General features: G+C 55.2%; 17 protein-coding genes and 1 other RNA gene. 9 read left to right on the top strand and 9 right to left on the bottom strand.

What is annotated here, in order from left to right; genetic code table 11:
- The first annotated feature begins 2 nt into the window (after positions 1 to 2).
- Together QUD59_RS06945 and QUD59_RS06940 are read left to right on the top strand one after the other, a co-directional pair.
- On the top strand, positions 3 to 1,043 hold the full coding sequence (locus QUD59_RS06945; RefSeq protein ID WP_286240436.1) for a 2Fe-2S iron-sulfur cluster-binding protein: 1,041 nt from the start codon (positions 3 to 5) through the stop codon (positions 1,041 to 1,043).
- A 116-nt stretch (positions 1,044 to 1,159) separates the two neighbouring features.
- Entirely contained in the window at positions 1,160 to 2,392 is a 1,233-nt protein-coding gene (locus tag QUD59_RS06940; RefSeq protein WP_286240435.1) for an EAL and HDOD domain-containing protein, read from the top strand.
- A 43-nt stretch (positions 2,393 to 2,435) separates the two neighbouring features.
- Here the strand turns inward: QUD59_RS06940 and QUD59_RS06935 are convergent, their stop codons facing one another.
- Genes QUD59_RS06935 through hemC form a run of 4 tightly spaced genes read right to left on the bottom strand, consistent with a single transcriptional unit; the run spans position 2,436 to position 6,691 of the window.
- On the bottom strand, positions 2,436 to 3,695 hold the full coding sequence (locus tag QUD59_RS06935; protein WP_286240434.1) for a heme biosynthesis HemY N-terminal domain-containing protein: 1,260 nt from the start codon (positions 3,693 to 3,695) through the stop codon (positions 2,436 to 2,438).
- Positions 3,695 to 4,954: a uroporphyrinogen-III C-methyltransferase gene (locus QUD59_RS06930; RefSeq protein WP_286240433.1), complete on the bottom strand. Its 1,260-nt coding sequence runs from the start codon at positions 4,952 to 4,954 to the stop codon at positions 3,695 to 3,697. The genes QUD59_RS06935 and QUD59_RS06930 overlap by 1 nt, the downstream gene beginning before the upstream one ends.
- A 23-nt stretch (positions 4,955 to 4,977) precedes the next feature.
- On the bottom strand, positions 4,978 to 5,757 hold the full coding sequence (locus tag QUD59_RS06925; protein ID WP_286240431.1) for a uroporphyrinogen-III synthase: 780 nt from the start codon (positions 5,755 to 5,757) through the stop codon (positions 4,978 to 4,980).
- A complete protein-coding gene (hemC, locus tag QUD59_RS06920; RefSeq protein ID WP_286240429.1) occupies positions 5,750 to 6,691 on the bottom strand; it encodes a hydroxymethylbilane synthase in 942 nt (313 codons plus the stop codon). Before hemC ends, QUD59_RS06925 begins: the two co-directional genes overlap by 8 nt.
- 165 nt (positions 6,692 to 6,856) lie before the next feature.
- On the opposite strand from hemC, the gene argH reads away from it, so the two are divergent.
- Complete coding sequence (gene argH / locus QUD59_RS06915; protein ID WP_286240428.1) at positions 6,857 to 8,251, top strand: argininosuccinate lyase; 1,395 nt, start codon at positions 6,857 to 6,859, stop codon at positions 8,249 to 8,251.
- 58 nt (positions 8,252 to 8,309) lie between these two features.
- On the opposite strand, the gene QUD59_RS06910 is transcribed toward argH, so the two are convergent.
- Positions 8,310 to 8,828, bottom strand: a complete 519-nt coding sequence (locus QUD59_RS06910; protein WP_286240427.1) for a glycine cleavage system transcriptional repressor — start codon at positions 8,826 to 8,828, stop codon at positions 8,310 to 8,312.
- A gap of 170 nt (positions 8,829 to 8,998) precedes the next feature.
- Here QUD59_RS06910 and QUD59_RS06905 point away from each other — a divergent pair, with 170 nt between their 5' ends.
- Together QUD59_RS06905 and QUD59_RS06900 are read left to right on the top strand one after the other, a co-directional pair.
- Complete coding sequence (locus QUD59_RS06905; RefSeq protein WP_286240426.1) at positions 8,999 to 9,928, top strand: AEC family transporter; 930 nt, start codon at positions 8,999 to 9,001, stop codon at positions 9,926 to 9,928.
- A gap of 181 nt (positions 9,929 to 10,109) precedes the next feature.
- Positions 10,110 to 10,235, top strand: a complete 126-nt coding sequence (locus QUD59_RS06900) for a hypothetical protein (RefSeq protein WP_286240423.1) — start codon at positions 10,110 to 10,112, stop codon at positions 10,233 to 10,235.
- A 26-nt stretch (positions 10,236 to 10,261) separates the two neighbouring features.
- On the opposite strand, the gene QUD59_RS06895 is transcribed toward QUD59_RS06900, so the two are convergent.
- The 4 genes from QUD59_RS06895 to QUD59_RS06880 form a co-directional block, all read right to left on the bottom strand.
- Complete coding sequence (locus QUD59_RS06895; RefSeq protein WP_286240420.1) at positions 10,262 to 10,846, bottom strand: 5-formyltetrahydrofolate cyclo-ligase; 585 nt, start codon at positions 10,844 to 10,846, stop codon at positions 10,262 to 10,264.
- A 12-nt stretch (positions 10,847 to 10,858) separates the two neighbouring features.
- A non-coding RNA gene (ssrS, locus tag QUD59_RS06890) (6S RNA) lies at positions 10,859 to 11,039 on the bottom strand.
- Positions 11,040 to 11,167: 128 nt separating this feature from the next.
- Complete coding sequence (locus QUD59_RS06885) at positions 11,168 to 11,491, bottom strand: cell division protein ZapA (RefSeq protein WP_286240419.1); 324 nt, start codon at positions 11,489 to 11,491, stop codon at positions 11,168 to 11,170.
- Positions 11,488 to 11,697, bottom strand: a complete 210-nt coding sequence (locus tag QUD59_RS06880; RefSeq protein ID WP_286240418.1) for a TIGR02449 family protein — start codon at positions 11,695 to 11,697, stop codon at positions 11,488 to 11,490. The genes QUD59_RS06885 and QUD59_RS06880 overlap by 4 nt, the downstream gene beginning before the upstream one ends.
- Positions 11,698 to 11,821: 124 nt before the next feature.
- Here QUD59_RS06880 and QUD59_RS06875 point away from each other — a divergent pair, with 124 nt between their 5' ends.
- The 4 genes from QUD59_RS06875 to QUD59_RS06860 are packed head-to-tail and all read left to right on the top strand — an operon-like array spanning position 11,822 to position 16,269.
- Positions 11,822 to 12,433, top strand: coding sequence for a UPF0149 family protein (locus tag QUD59_RS06875; protein WP_286240416.1), 612 nt, complete (start codon positions 11,822 to 11,824; stop codon positions 12,431 to 12,433).
- Positions 12,433 to 13,749, top strand: a complete 1,317-nt coding sequence (gene pepP, locus QUD59_RS06870; RefSeq protein WP_286240415.1) for a Xaa-Pro aminopeptidase — start codon at positions 12,433 to 12,435, stop codon at positions 13,747 to 13,749. The genes QUD59_RS06875 and pepP overlap by 1 nt, the downstream gene beginning before the upstream one ends.
- Entirely contained in the window at positions 13,746 to 14,990 is a 1,245-nt protein-coding gene (gene ubiH / locus QUD59_RS06865) for a 2-octaprenyl-6-methoxyphenyl hydroxylase (RefSeq protein WP_286240414.1), read from the top strand. The genes pepP and ubiH overlap by 4 nt, the downstream gene beginning before the upstream one ends.
- A gap of 13 nt (positions 14,991 to 15,003) precedes the next feature.
- Positions 15,004 to 16,269, top strand: coding sequence for an FAD-dependent monooxygenase (locus QUD59_RS06860; protein ID WP_286240413.1), 1,266 nt, complete (start codon positions 15,004 to 15,006; stop codon positions 16,267 to 16,269).
- Positions 16,270 to 16,460: the final 191 nt, after the last annotated feature.

The following is a 16,460-nucleotide window of genomic DNA, read 5'->3' as shown; positions in this document are numbered from 1 at the left end:
GCATGCCGCGGATTGAGATCGAAAATCTGGGCCTGAGCCTGGAAGCTGATCCCGGCGAAACCCTGCTGCAGAGTCTGCGGCGCAACGGTTACCGGATGCGGGTCAGTTGCCGTAATGGCGTGTGTGAAATTTGTGAAGTTCAGTTGCTGCAGGGTGAGATCCGGCAGCACTATCCGGAAAAACACCTGCAGCTCGACGCAGATCGGGCGCAGCCTCCGGAAATGGTGCTGGCCTGTACCTGCCGACCGCTGAGCGATATTAGGGTGAAGATAGAGGGGCTTCGACGTCCCGGAGAGTTATTGGTGAAAAAACTGCTTTGTTCCATTACAGCGATCGAACAGCTGAATCATGATGTGTACCGTATTCGTCTGCTGATGCCGGCGACCGCTTCCCTGTCGGCAGAGTATTATGCGGGCCAGTATCTGGATATCTGCCTGCCTGACGGGCGTAAGGCTTCTTTTTCCATTGCTTCTGCACCGGATTCCGGACGTGATCTGGAACTGCATATACGTCATATGCCTGAGAGTGAGATGTCGAATGCAATTCTCCGGCACCTGCAAAATGAGAGCGGCGTTGAGGTCGAACTGCCGAAAGGAGACTGCTACCTGCGGGCGCAGACGCTCTCTGCCGATACCCGTCTGGTGATGGCGGCTGCCAGTACCGGATTTGCACAGGTTAAGAGTGTGGTCGAACACCTGCTGGCGAACCAGTACGCTAATCCTATCTATATCTACTGGGGTGCCCGGGTCGAGGCAGATATCTATCTCGAAGAACTGCCATTGCAGTGGGCGGCGGAACATCCGAGCGTGCATTTCGTGCCGGTGGTCAGTGAGCCGGAAAACAGCCCGGGCTGGCAGGGGCGCACCGGTCTTCTGCCTGCGGCGATTCTTGAAGATTTTACTGATTTTGACGGCGTGGAAATCTTTACCAGTGGCTCACCGGCAATGGTCTACGCACTGCTCGATGCCTGTGAAGAGCGTGGTTTTCAGGAGTCTGCAATGCACTCCGACGTTTTTGCCTACGCACCCCGCAACAAGTCCTGATCCTGCGGTACTGCAGTGGTTCACCTGCTGCGGTACCTTTTCCTTCCCGAGAGCTGTTGGCGAAACGCTCTGATTCACATTAAGCTGTGGCCATAACTCATGGTTTACTGAGGCTTATGTTGATGGCGCAGGGCGGTAACGAACTTCTGATGGTCAGGCAGCCGATCTTTGATCGGGATCTGAAGATTGTCGCCTATCAGTTACGTTATCACTACTCCGACCTGCTGGAAGATTCCTTCTCAGATGTAGAAACAGAAGGATCGATGCTGGTGATGCATACCTTTACCAGCCTGTTTCAGGATGGTCAGTTACATAAAGCCCCGGTGTTTTTGCCGTTTCCCGATTCCATTCTGCAAAGTCCGCAACCGCTTGCGCTGCCACATAAGCAGGTGGTGGTCGAACTCCATCCGGGTATTGAGGTGAATAAGCCGCTGCTCAAGCATCTGCTGATGTTGCGTAAGCAGGGTTACCGTCTGGCGCTGGATCAGTTTTCGTTACAGCCGGAACTTAAGCCACTGCTGAAGCTGGTGCATATTGTAAAGGTGGATTTCAGCCTGATGCATCGGAGTAAAATCCTGCGTCTGGTGGAATACCTGAAACGCAATAAGCTTATTCCGCTGGCGCAGAATGTGGATGATTTTGAAACCCTGAAGTTTTGTCAGCAGGCGGGTTTCCGATTATTTCAGGGCCGCTTTATCAGCCGCCCGGTCAAAGTGCTGGGGAAGCAGGTGCCCGGCAACAGCGCAGCGCTGATCCAGTTGCTGCAGCAGTTGCAGCGGCCGGATATTACCCCGGCCGAGATTCAGGAATTTATCGTGATGGACCCGAAGCTGAGTTTCAAAATGCTGCGGGTGGTGAATTCGGCCGCTTATCAACTGAGCCAGCCGATCGACTCCATGCAGCAGGCGGTGGTTTATCTGGGGCATGATCAGATCAAAAAGTGGGCGACGCTGATAACCCTCAGTGCCAACACCGATAAACCGGAAGCGGTGATCCGGAATATTCTGATTCGTGGCCGGATGTGTGAGTTGCTGGCTGAATCCTCAGAAAGTGACTTGGCTGACAGTGCATTTATGACGGGCATGGTGTCACAGCTCGACCTGCTTCTGGATGTTCAGATAGAAGAGATTCTGCGTCAGTTGCCGCTGACGGAGGAAATTAAGGCGGCTGTTGCGGATCAGAGTGGTTTTCTCGGAGAGTTGTTGCGATGGGTGACCGCCTATGAGCAGGCTGACTGGGAAACGGTAGAACAGGCCGGGTTAGACAAGGCGTTCTTTGAAGTGGCCTACCGGCACAGCCTGCACTGGAGTGATCAGGCGATGGAAGCGCTCAGCGAGGTGAATATCTGAAAAGGGCGACAGAGCTCCGGGGGAGCTCTGTCGGGTGTTACGCTCAGGCTGGGGTTTTCTCTGCCACGGCCTCCGGCATCGGCAGCTCTGGCAGCCCGGAGGCAACCAGATTCAGGTTCTGTTGCAGCAGAGCCTGAGCGCGATCCTGGTCGCCCAGATGGCGTAGCAGGCGAGCCAGCTCAGCCAGTGTTTCAGAGCGCGGTTCCAGCTCCAGACTCTGTTCAAAGTACTTAACCGCCTGCCCCCAGTGCTGATTGCGCATAGATAGCCGTCCCAGCGTCAGCAGCAGTGCCGGACTTTCGCTGTGAGATTTGGCCCAGCTACGTGCGGTGTCTAACTGTTTCTTCGCATTTTCAGCGTTGACCCTGCCGTACAGGTTAACCAGTTGCTCATCCCAGTTGCGCTTGATCAGATCACGCAGGTGTTGCTCGGCACGATCATCAGCGCCCAGCGAGACCAGCAGTTCGGTATAGCGCTGGACCAGTTCAGGGTCACTGCCCGGATCGCCCGGCAGGTTGTGCCAGGCTCTGCCCAGTGCCTTGTGACGATCTTCTGCACTGGTTTCTACCGGCAGTTTATCGATGCTTTCCTGCAGCAACTGGCTGTTGCACTGGCGGCTCAGCTCAGCCAGACCGTCCTCTTTCAGCGCCTGATGTTTGCGCATCACCGGAATCAGTTTAGCCAGCGCTGACCAGTCGTTCAGACGCAGGTATACGTCCTTCAGCAATTTCATTACATAGGTGTTTTTCGGGGCCATACTGCGCAGGCGCAGCAGGGTTGCCAGACAGGGTTCCAGTTGGCCGCGTGAGAGCTGGATCTCCGCCTGAGAGATAGCCACGGTCAGTTCTGCTTCCGGCGTACTGTTGCGGGCTTTCTGCAGCAGTTCATCGGTGGCTTTTTCGTTATTCTGCTCATGGGCGGCACGGGCTGCAGCCAGATAGTTAACCAGTGGCAGGTCCGAACGTTCAGCCGCCTGCGCCAGTTGTTTCTGCGCCTGCGCCCAGTTGCCTTCCGAAAGGGAGGTCAGACCTTTCAGTGTCTTGCGTCGGCTGATGCGCTGGTTGCGGTGCTCTTTCCAGGCTTGCAGGCGTGCGGTCGGTAGCTGAGTCCGGCTGATCAGGCTGAGGATGCCGTGAAGCAGGGCGAAGCCAAGGATCAGCGCCACCAGAAGCACCCAGAGGCTGGTTTCGATGGTGGTCTGGTTATAAGCGATCAGCACATATCCCGGATCCTTGACCATCAACTCGCCGATAAAAGCACCGGCTGCCAGAATAACGAGGAGTAACAGGAACAGCTTTTTCATCAGGATGCTCCTTGTTCCTTAAGTTTTGCCATCTGTGCCAGATAGCTCTTCAGGCTGCGCAGCGAGCCGGAGATGTCGGGCAGTTCTGCGCTGACCTGCACGTCCTGCAGCTCACTGATGCCGCGCAACAGGCTCTGAGTAGTACCGTCTTTCTGTTCAAAGTAGGTAGCGATCCAGTCGTGCGCCTTACTCAGGCTGGCATCATAGGACGCCTGTTTACGTTGCAGCAGTGCCAGTTGCGCCTGTTCCAGCATCAGATGCAGGTTCTGTTGCAGATAGTAGGTCTGCTGCGGTGACAGCAGCGGCTCTACCGGTTCATCCCGGTGCTGTATAACCACCAGTTGATCCAGTTTATCTATCGCTTTGCCCCAGGACTCTTTCAGCCCGGCGCTCCAGGATTCGGAGACCACTTCCGGCGTGACCTCTTCCAGCAGTTCCGGCAGTTTGCGCTGTTCAGATACCGGCGTCATACGCAGATTTGGTACCTGATTGTTGAGGGCACCCAGTGTCAGGAAGACGCCCTCGGTATCCAGCGTTGGTACGGCTTCCAGCGCTGCGATATCCGCCGCCAGTGCCTTACGTACCTCATAGATGGTGACATCGTCGGTTTCTTTGAGGATTTTGTCCGCGGAACGCAGCAGTTTGATTGCACCGTCGGCGGTCTGCTCCATCAGAACCCGCTGGTTAGCCAGACGCAGCAGGTATTCTACTTCGGCCAGCAGCCAGTCTTTGCGGTTGGTCTGCTGTTTTGCAGTGACCTGCTGAATGCTGCGGGTCAGCCGATCCTGAAGTTCATCAATATTGTTCTTATCGGCCTGACTCTGAGCCTGTAGTTGGCCCAGTTTCTGGTTCATATCGGCAACGGTCTTATCCAGGGACTGGCGCGCCTGATTCAGGGAGCTGCTGACTTCACTCTGCAATGCGCTGTTCTGCTGAGTCTGGATGCTGTTCTGTTGCAGTGATTGCCAGTACAGGTACCCGGCCGCACCCAGTGCGATCAGGGAAAGAGGCAGCGCCAGTTTGCCGGGCCAGGTGGCCGGAGATTTCTGCGCAGCAGGTTGTGGCTGTACGGTGTTTTCGAGTACTGGCGGGGCTTGCTCAGTTGCGGAGTCGTCGCTGGCAGCAGTGTCCTTTTCCGGGGCGGTGGCCTCTTCGGTAGTGGCTTCGGGCGCCGATTCTTTGCCCTCAGTTTCCTGAGTGGCTGGCGTCTGTTCGTCCGCTACTTGCTCTTCCTGTGGCTTGTTATCTTTCTTGCTCATCGTCGATTTCCACAAAAGTCAGTTTAGGGCATCAGGGCGCTGATCATGGACGCGTCATCAGGGCCTGATGCTGTGGTTACCCGTTTGAATCCGGCTTCTTTAGCATCCTGTTGCACACGTTCGCTGGGGACAACAAGATGGCAATTAAATAGTGAATCTCTGCTTAACTCAGGGGTTGTCGCGGTGATTCGGAGCAGGTTACTTAACCCTTCGCCACTGCTGATCAGAATCACATCCAGCGGCTGGCTGAACAGGCATTGTTTAAGTTCTGCAGCGCTGTAGTCCGGGCACTGGCGGCGGTACAGTTCAGCATAGCTAACCTCCGCGCCACGTGCACGCAGGGTCGATGCCAGTTTCTCGCGGCCACCCTGTCCGCGCATGATCAGTATCCTCTCTCCGGCGACCTGCTGTAAAGCGGGTGACGCAAGGAGGGCTTCTGAATCGTAACCCAGCGGGCTGTGGTAAGCAGCTATACCATAGTTAAGCAGTTGCTCTGCGCTCTGCCGGCCGATGGCCAGCCACTGGATACCCACCGGGAGCTGGGGCCAGTACTGGTCGATCCAGTCGCAGCCGATGCGCGCGGCATTCGGGCTGATAAAGATCACATGCTGATAGAGATCCAGATCCATAATCTGCTGTTTCAGCGGGTGGTAATCCGGGTCGGCTTCGCTGACCGGACAGATCTCCAGCAGTGGGCAGGGGACCGGGCTGGCACCCAAGGCCTGCAGTTGCTGCAGCAGGGCTGCAGCCTGATGTGCAGGACGGGTAACCAGCACCCGGAGGTTGGCGAGCTGATCAGCCATTGCTGTCGCTGTAAACCTGATCGAGAATCGCTTTGGCGCCAGCGGCCAGCAGGCGATCAGCCAGACGAATGCCGATCTGTTCGGCTTCAGCCGGGCTGCCGCGCTCTTCATCGCGCAGAATCAGGCTGCCATCCGGTCGTGCGACCAGACCACGAAGGTAGATTTCGCTGTGATCTTCATTGAGTGTGGCGTAACAGGCGATGGGTACCTGACAGCCGCCTTCAAGGCGGCGGTTCATGGCGCGTTCGGCCACTACGCGCCAGGCGGTTTCCTGATGATGCAGTGGCTTCAGCAGGTCAATCAGTTCCTGATCATCGGTGCGGCATTCGATGCCTACAGCGCCCTGACCGCCAGCAGGCAGGGACTGCTCTGCCGGAATTTCCTGACGGATGCGCTGTTTCATCTCCAGACGCAGAAGACCGGCGGTGGCCAGAATGATGGCGTCATATTCGCCCTCATCCAGCTTGCGCAGGCGAGTCTGAACATTACCGCGCAGCCATTTGATCTTAAGGTCCGGGCGGCGTTCGCGTAGCTGAGCTTCACGGCGCAGGGAGGAGGTTCCTACGACACTGCCTTCGGGCAGTTCTTCGATGCTGTTATAGGTGTTGGATACAAACGCATCGGTAGGCTGCTCGCGCGGGCAGATTACGGCCAGGCCGAGTCCTTCCGGGAACTCCATTGGTACGTCTTTCATTGAGTGCACAGCAATATCCGCTTCGCCGGCCAGCATCGCTTCTTCCAGTTCTTTAACGAACAGGCCTTTACCGCCGACTTTCGCCAGGGGCGCATCCAGAATTTTGTCGCCTTTGGAGGTCATCCCCAGCAGCTCAACCTGAATACCTGCATGGTGGCGCTCCAGCTCGGCTTTAACATATTCGGCCTGCCAGAGGGCGAGGGGACTTTTACGGGTGGCAATACGGATGATTCGGCTCATAAAAGTGGTCTCAAAAAGGGCATTAAAACGAGTTGCCGCCGATTGTAGCAGATTGCTGGCCACTATATAGGCACCATAGATCAAAGGCCGTGATATAATGTCGCGCAAAATTATTCGATCAGCCGGCTTTGGCTGAACAGTCACCGAGTTCTTAGAGGTTTTCCCATGAGTGATAAAACCAACCAGCAGTGGGGTGGTCGTTTCAATGAACCCACCGATGCATTTGTAGCCCGCTTTACCGCTTCTGTAGAGTTTGACCAGCGTATGTACCTGCAGGATATCCGTGGTTCGATTGCTCATGCGAAAATGCTGACCCGTGCCGGTGTCCTGAATGAACAGGAACGTGACGATATTATCCGTGGTCTTGGTGAGATCCGGGTTGAGATCGAGCGTGGTGAATTTGAGTGGTCGGTTGAGCTCGAAGATGTGCATATGAACATTGAAGCAGCGCTGACCAAAAAGATTGGTATCACCGGTAAGAAGCTGCACACTGGCCGTTCCCGTAATGATCAGGTTGCTACTGATATTCGCCTCTACCTGCGTGATGAGATCGATCTGGTGCTGGCGGAAGTGACCCGACTGCAGCAGGGCCTGCTGGGTCTGGCTGAACGTGAAGCCGATACCATTATGCCGGGCTTTACGCACCTGCAGACAGCACAGCCGGTGACGTTTGGTCATCATCTGATGGCGTGGTTTGAGATGCTGAGCCGCGATTTTGGCCGTTTCGAAGACTGCCGTGAGCGCGCCAATATTATGCCACTGGGTGCTGCGGCGCTGGCGGGCACCACCTACCCGATTCAGCGTGATTACACCTGTGAACTGCTGGAATTTAATGCGCCTGCTGAGAACTCGCTGGATGCGGTGTCTGACCGTGACTTCGCAATCGAGTTTTGTGCCGCTTCCAGTATTCTGCTGATGCACCTGACCCGTATGTCAGAAGAGCTGGTGCTGTGGACTTCTGCCCAGTTTAACTTTATCAACCTGCCGGATCGCTTCTGCACCGGTTCCTCTATCATGCCGCAGAAGAAAAACCCGGATGTGCCGGAGCTGGTGCGTGGTAAGTCTGGTCGTGTTTATGGCCACCTGATGAGCCTGCTGACTCTGATGAAATCTCAGCCGCTGGCCTACAACAAAGATAACCAGGAAGATAAAGAGCCGCTGTTTGATGCGATTGATACCGTAAAAGGTTGTCTGCGCGCCTTTGCAGACATGGTTCCGGCACTGGAATCTAATAAAGAGAGTATGCGTGAAGCGGCTCTGCGCGGTTTCTCTACGGCAACCGATCTGGCGGACTATCTGGTACGTAAAGGTATGCCATTCCGTGATGCGCATGAAGTGGTAGGTAAGTCAGTCGCCTACGGTATTGAGCAGGGTAAGGATCTGGGCGAGATGAGCCTTGAGGAGCTGACTCAGTTCTCCGATACGATCAGTGAAGATGTGTTTGAGGTGCTGACGCTGGAAGGTTCTGTTGCTGCCCGTGATCATATTGGCGGTACTGCGCCGGATCAGGTGCGCGCTGCGGTGAAGCGTGGTCAGGCGCGTCTGGATCAGCGCGGCTGAGCAGGGCCCGGCCACAAAAAAACGCGCTGTAAGGCGCGTTTTTTTATGCCTGATCTGCTCAGGAGTTGAGGCTGATATCCACCATCAGGTCGCTGGCAATCGCTTCCAGCGCTTCCTGCAGCTCATCCAGATCCAGATCGCTGCTGGCCAGCAGTTCAGCTTCGGCCTTAAACAGCAGTTCTGCCGACATGGAGCCGGAGACCAGTTCGGTGCTCAGACGCTCTACGTTGATATGGCGTTTGGCCAGCGCGCTGGAGATATCGCGAACGATCCCCGGCTTATCGTGGCCGACCAGTTCCAGGGTGAATGCCTGAGTGCTGCCGCTGAGTTCCGGGGTGTCGGAACGCTCTGCGGTTACTTTCAGGCCCTGACCCTCCAGATTTGTCAGCGCATTGATCAGAGCGGTGGCGTCTTCTTCAGCCACTTCGACGATCAGGATACCGGCAAACTTTCCCGCCAGTCGGGACATGCCCGATTCCAGCCAGTTACCACCTTTACCGGTAATGGTTTCTGCCAGCACTTCAACCAGGCCAGGTTTATCAGGACCGATGACGGTCAGGACAAGAGATGTCATCATACATAAGCTCCATTATTGCTTCATTGTGCAAGGTGGCTGAATATCTGAACCCTTAAACAATCGGAAATCCGGCTGGCCTGCGCGCTGGTTCTAAAGCCGGAATCCCTGACGGGTAGCAGATGACAGTCTCACCTCAGTTGTCACTTTATATCAGATCACTATAAAACAATATGAATGAAATTATCAGCGCTCTCTGGCCAGTATTTGCTTTGATCCTGTTGGGCTATCTGGCCCGGCGTACCCGGTTTCCCGGTGAAGACTTCTGGGCTCAGGCGGAAAAGGCGACCTATTTTATTCTTTTCCCGTTGTTGCTGATCTCCCGTCTGGCGACCACTGATATGTCTGCGGTGGAGCTGGATACAATGGGGCTGGCGATCCTCTTACTGGTGCTCGGTGGCAGTCTGCTCTGCTTCCTGATCAGGCCTTTTACGCTGGCGGATGCGGCAGGCTTTACCTCGATCTATCAAGGGGCGGTGCGCTTCAATGTGTATGTCGGGCTGGCCGCCTCAGCGACGCTCTATGGTGCAACCGGTGTAGCCATTGGTGCGGTGATCATGGCCTTGATGATTCCGTTGCTGAATCTGTTGTGTGTACTTGTGTTCTCGGTGTTTACTCATAGAAGTGGCGGTTTGCGCTCGGTTTTTCTGGCCATTGTGAAGAATCCGCTGATTATCAGTAGCCTCTGTGGGCTGACGTTGAATCAGACAGGGCTGGGATTCCCTGATCTGCTGGCTCCGGTTGCCGAGCTGCTGTCCCGGATGGCTCTGCCTCTGGGCCTGCTCTCGGTAGGCGCCGGATTGAGTTTCAGGGTACTGATGACCAGCGGTCGCTCGCTGGGCTGGTCTTCGCTGATCAAACTGTTGCTGATGCCATTGCTGGCGATGCTGATCTGCCACTGGCTGGCACTGGATGCTGCAACGACGGCGGTGGTATTGCTCTACGCGGCTTTGCCTACGGCGACCTCCTCTTACATTCTTGCCCGGCAACTGGGTGGTGATGCACCGATGATGGCTGCGATTGTCACCGGACAGACGTTGTTGTCGATGATCACCATCCCCATTATGCTGACGGCGATTAATTATCTGCAAAACCTGATTTAAATCAGGGGGTAATTAGGACTTTTTGCATTTTTTGATTAAAATATAGACGTAACTGGCCGATATTTTCTCTGTAAGTTGGGGAAAACCCCTTGCAAAAAAACTGAAATATGGAAAACTACGCGCCAGTCATTGATAAACGGGCGTTTGTTTAGTGTGGACTAAACTTTAAAAGGCAACGTAAATGAAAAAAGGTCCCGATCTGGTAATGGTATTGGTAGTGGTGTTTGTGCTGGGCTCATTGATGACCGGCGTTACCCATGCTGATTTCCAGTTTGCGTCTTTGTTTGAGCAAGTTTTCAATAGCTGATACCAGACACTTCAAAAGCTATCCCTTCAGGGATAGCTTTTAGCGTCGGTCACGATTGCACTGAGTGAGATATCCCAGCTTTCAATCGGCAACTGATCGACCCGCTGAACTTCATGGGCCAGCCCGATCAGGTCCGGCCCTCTCATCCCATTTTTTCTGTTTTTAAAGCTGAACGTCCGGTCGTAATAGCCTCCGCCCATGCCCATCCGATTGCCCTCGGCATCAAATGCCACAAGCGGCAGCAGTACCAGATCCAGAGACCAGGCGGCGCGGCGCTGATCAGGAATCAGTTCAGGTTCTTTGATTCGGTAAATATTGCGAACCATCCGGGTTTTGGGTGTGTAAGGCAGAAACCACAGGCGATTATGCAGTATCGGGTGCAACACCGGCAGATAGACCTGTTTACCCAGTTTCCAGCACAGGCGGATCAGCGGTTCGGGGTTAATTTCGCCATCATTCGGCAGATACAGTGCCACACTGCGGGCGCGGCGAAAATCGGCACGACAGCGCATGTTACGCAGTAGGCGGGTAGCGGCCTGTTGTTGTTGCAGAGGAGTAAGCGCGCGCCGGAGGCGGCGAATCTGCTGACGCAGTTGTTTACGTTTATCCATATCGTATCAGAAGGGATCCCCAGGGTGCCGGTGTCGGAAATGGCCCTGAACCCGAAGGTTCAAGGAGGGGGTTACTGAGTAACGTTAGGCTTTCCGTTTAATCGGACATGCACACCAGAAACTACGAGCAACCTCCAGAAGTGTGATTATCGGCTCGAGGGACGTAACCAACGGTCGAACACCCCAGGGCATGGGCCCATTATACCTTTTCTGCTTTAAGTGTCAGGTCTTGAAATTAAATTCAATTATGCTAAGCGTGGCTGTATTTGTTTGTTTTTTAAGCGATTTTTGGGTTTATGAAAAGAATTCAATCAGCCGGGCTTAGTCGTTTTCAGTCAGTTCTGAGTCGGCACTGGATTGCTGCAGTGCGAGATCAATTTTACTCCCCAGATGTCTCAGGCGGGCTTCCACGTCACTGTTCAGAACCTGTTTTGACTGCAGCAGTTCATGGGCAAGGTTCAGCGCGGCCATGATCGCAATCCGTTCCAGCCCGAGGACCTTGCCGTTTTTACGGATCTCGATCATTTTTTCATTGAGAAAGTCTGCCGAGGCCAGCAGTTCCGCCTCCGCATCGGCGGGGCAGTTAAAGTTGAACTCTTTGTCCAGCAGCTTGATGGAAACGGGCTGGGAATCCTGTGTACTCATTTGTTTTGCTCCAGCGCTTTCAGCCGCATGATCATCGCCTTAATTTTGCTCTGGGTCTGCTCATTCAGTTGCAGTAACTGGGCACGCTCCTCTCTGAGCTGCTGTTCGCGCTCGCGTAGCTGGCGATTTTCCTGTTCCAGTTGGTCGCAACGCTGCAGCATCTGATCGATCTTCTGCTCTAGTGCGTTAAAGTAATGCTCGGTCATGCAGAAAGTGAGCTCCTGAGGCAATGGGGTTCTCAGCAGGACTATAATCAGCCCCTGCCTATGGGTCAATGATGCAGCAAAGCATGCTAGGATTAACAATAAGTTATTATCGATGGATCCCTTCATGTCTTTATCAAATATTCCCGCCGATCTGCCGGATTTTGAGTTGATCGCGAACCTCTTTGTAGAAGAGGGTGTGCGCGTGGTTTCACCTGCTGAACTGCACGGTCTGATTGCGGGCCATCTGGCTGCCGGTGCGCGTCTGCAACCGGCTATTTTGCTACAGACTGCCTGTGAGCTTATGGATACAAATGCGCTGACCCATGAGAGCAGCAAGGCGACTCTGCTGAATCTGTATACGGCTACCTGTGATGCTCTGGAGAGCATGGATCTGGAGTTTGAGCTGCTGTTGCCGGATGACGAAAATGAGATTTCGGTGCGGGCCGAGTCACTCGGGCGATGGTGCCAGAGTTTCCTCAGCGGTTTCGGACTCTATGGTAAGCACACCGATGCTTCCCTCTCCACTGAGGCTAAGGAAACGCTGAATGATCTGGGGCAGATAGCGCAGATCTCTGCTGATCTTGAGGAGCTGGACGAAAACGAGTCCGATCTGATGGAGGTGCAGGAGTATGTGCGTATGGCTGTACTGATGCTGTTTACCGAATGTAATAAAGCGCTGGAAGAGAAAGAAAAAGCGTTTGCCAAAGCCGAGCCGGAAAGCAAAAGGTTGCATTAATGAAGATTGATCAGTCGCAGTTCAGTGCGCGTCGCCGGGCGCTGTTACAACAGATGTTGCCGGACAGTGTCGCCATTATCCCGTCTGCCCAGATGAAGCAGCGTAATCAGGATGTAGAGTACCCGTTCCGTCAGGACAGCAGCTTCTTCTACCTGACGGGTTTCAATGAGCCGGATGCGGTCCTGTTGCTGATCCCCGGTCGGGAGGAGGGTGAATCTATCCTGTTCTGCCGTGACCGGGACAAACTGATGGAGATCTGGAACGGCTATCGTGCCGGCCCTGAGGGTGCGATCCGTGATTTCGCTATGGATGAGGCCCACAGCATTGATGAAATCGATGCGGTGCTGCCGGGATTACTCGATGGTATGGCGCGGATTTACTACTCGATTGGTCGCGACGATCAGCTTGATCAGCAGGTACGTGAGTGGCTGAACCTGATTCGGGACAAGGTGCGTCAGGGGGCCGTTGCGCCATCGGAACTGGTGATGCTGGATCATCTGCTGAATGAGATGCGCCTGATCAAATCAGAGCCGGAGCAGGCGCTGATGCGTCGTGCCGGTGAGATCTCCGCCGAAGGCCATATAAAGGCGATGCAGCTTTGCCGGCCCGGCGTGATGGAATATCAACTGGAAGCGGAGATACTGCATCACTTTGCGATGAACGGTGCCCGCTTCCCTGCTTACTCCAGTATTGTGGGTGGCGGCGCTAATGCCTGTGTCCTGCACTACATAGAGAACAGCGATGTGCTGCTGGATGGAGATCTGGTCCTGATCGACGCGGGTTGCGAGCTTGAACATTATGCCGGGGATATTACCCGTACTTTCCCGGTCAACGGGCGCTATAGTGATGAGCAGCGCGCGGTTTATCAGTTGGTGCTGGATGTGCAGAAAGCCTGCATAGAGATGATCCGTCCGGGTGTACTCTGGGATGCGATTCATCAGAAGTCGATTGAGCTGATCAGCGCCGGACTGATCGAGTTAGGTCTGCTTGGCGGATCGGTGGAAGAGGTGATCGAAAGTGGCACTTATCGCAACTTCTACATGCACCGGATCGGCCACTGGCTGGGCATGGATGTGCATGATGTGGGTGACTACAAGGTTGATCAGGAGTGGCGTCCGCTGCAGCCGGGCATGGTCATGACGGTTGAGCCGGGTATCTATATTGCGGCGGACAATGAAGAGGTTGAGCCGCGCTGGCGGGGTATCGGTATTCGTATAGAAGATGATGTACTTATCACCGCGGAGGGTTGTGAAATCCTCACCGCAAAAGTCCCTAAAGAGATCGAAGAGATCGAAGCGTTAATGGCCTCAGCATGAAACAGAACTACGACATCGTGGTGATTGGTGGCGGCATGGTCGGGGCCAGTCTGGCCTGCGCCCTGTTGCCCGCCAGTCAGGCGTTGGGTCTGAGTATCGCCGTGATCGAAGCTCAGCCGCTGCCGCAGGGTGAGTTAACCTACCAGCCGAGCTATGATGCCCGGGCTACAGCGTTGGCCTACGGCAGCCGCAGCCTCTATGAAAGCATGGGAATCTGGCCGCAGTTGAGTGAGCACCTGACCGCGATTGAGCAGATCCATGTTTCGGATCGGGGGCACTTTGGCGTGACCCGGCTGAATGCTGCGCAGGAAAAAGTACCGGCGCTGGGTTACGTGGTTGAAAATCACTGGCTGGGAAGAGTGCTGCTTGACCGGTTAAAGCAGGATGATGCCGCCGCGGTAGATTTTATCTGCCCGGCTGAGGTCACCGCTGTTGAATACGCGGCTGACCAGATGGCGGTGGAGGTGAATCAGGCAGGTGAGTCCCGGCAGTTGCACTGCCAACTGGTGGTGATGGCCGACGGCGGTCGCTCGGAACTGCGTGAACGGATGGGGATAAACTACAGCCGTACCACTTATGAGCAGCATGCGATTGTTGCCAATGTCAGCCCGGACCGGGCGCATCAGGCGGTAGCCTATGAACGCTTCACCGATGCCGGGCCAATGGCACTGTTGCCGCTGGAAACTCAACAGGGTGAGTACCGCTGCGGTCTGGTCTGGACGCTGCCGAATGATCAGGTGGATGAGGTCATGGCGCTGGACGATGCGGCATTTCTTGCCCGCCTGCAGGATCGCTTTGGCTATCGCGCCGGTAACTTTATCAAAGTCGGGGAGCGCTTCTCCTATCCTCTGCAGTTGGTCGTTGCTGAGGAGCAGGTACGTCAGGGGCTGGTGGTGCTGGGTAATGCGGCGCATGCGTTGCATCCGATTGCCGGACAGGGCTACAACCTGGCACTGCGCGGAGTCACCGCACTGGCGGAAAAACTGATTCAGGCACGCAAATCGGGTACCCATCTGGGAGATCTGGCGTTGTTGCAGTCTTTTTATGAGCAGCAGCGAAGCGATCAGCAGCGGACCATCGGTTTCAGCGACCGGACTATGAAACTGTTTTCTAATCCCAGTCCTCTGCTGGCACTGGGACGAAACGCCGGCCTGCAACTGCTGGATATCTGTCCGCCGGCGAGAACCCTGTTTGCCCGGAGTGCCATGGGGCTGGACACGCCCGCTCCGGAACTGAAATAAAAAAGGAACAACCATGACGCAACCGATCCATGCCGATGTAGTGATCATCGGTGCCGGTATGGTAGGGCTGACACTGGCCAATGCGCTCGCGCCTTCCGGGCTGGATATCCTGCTGCTGGAGCAGCGCCCGCTGGCTATTGATGACTATCTGGAACAGTTACCCGGGCAGCAGGCACAGGGCTATGATCCCCGGGTCAGTGCGCTGACCTGTGCATCACAGCAGATACTGACCTCGGTCGGGGCCTGGGAGCAGATGCAGGCGTATCGTTTGAGCCCCTATCTGGAGATGAGTGTCTGGGATGGTCAGGGCACGGGCCAGATTCATTTTTCCGCCCGTGAACTGCATGAACCTGCGTTAGGACATATTGTCGAAAACCGGGTCATGTTAGCTGGCTTGCTGCAGGCCTCTCAACAGCATCCGAATATTCGTTTGCTCAGTGGTGTGGAAGTGGCTTCATTGTCAGCGGCAGATGCAGATGGCCGTACCCTGCAACTGAATGATGGCCGGCAGGTTGAAGCGTCACTGGTCGTTGCTGCAGATGGTGCCTTATCTCAAACCCGGCGTATGGCGGCGATCCCTATGTGGGAGTGGGACTACGGTCATCATGCGATCATCACCACAATCAGAACTGAGCGTTCGCATCAGCGAACGGCCTGGCAGCGTTTTACCGATGACGGCCCCCTTGCTCTGTTACCGCTGTCTGGCGAACAGGGAGAAAATTACTGCTCGATTGTCTGGTCCACCTCGCCGGAACACGCCCGTGAGTTGATGGAGTTGGCTGACGAGGCTTTTGCTCTTGCGCTTGAGCAGGCCTTTGAATCCCGTCTGGGTGCGGTGCAATGGGTGGATAAACGGGCGCTGTTCCCGTTACGGCAGCGCCATGCGCAGCACTATGTGGAACCGTCACTGGCGGTGATCGGTGACGCAGCGCATACCATCCATCCGTTGGCGGGGCAGGGGGTGAATCTCGGTTTGCTCGACGCAGCGCAACTGGCTGAAGAGTTACTGACCGCGAAAGCCCGGGGTGAAGCCCTCGGTGCTGCTGCGGTACTGCATCGGTTTCAGCGCCAGCGTCAGGGTGAAAATATGCAGATGGCGGCGGCGATGGAGGGGTTCAAGCGACTCTTTAACAGTGAGCAGCCGCTGGCTATTCTGGCGCGAAATATGGGGATGAACCTGCTGGACAGGATAGCTCCGGTGAAAAATCACATCGTTATGGAGGCGATGGGGCTGCGTGAAAATCTGCCGCCGCTTGCACGGCGTCCGCTACGTAAATAACAGAGGGCCCGGCCTCGCGACCATAGTTGCAGGCCGGTTTATCGTTCAAAGATTGAACTGTGGCGAAAATCCCTATAAATTGTCTTCCCTTTTTTGTTTTTCGGGCCGTTTTTCCCGTTTGTCCGGATCAATCTAGGATGAGGGCGGCGCTCTGTCCATCGGCCCTGTTGCCATAATCACCGTAACGCTGC

The organism is Neptuniibacter halophilus, assembly GCF_030295765.1.
Classification (GTDB): domain Bacteria; phylum Pseudomonadota; class Gammaproteobacteria; order Pseudomonadales; family Balneatricaceae; genus Neptuniibacter; species Neptuniibacter halophilus.
Note: the sequence above shows the minus strand (reverse complement) of the source record. Positions and strands in the feature narration are given on the sequence as shown.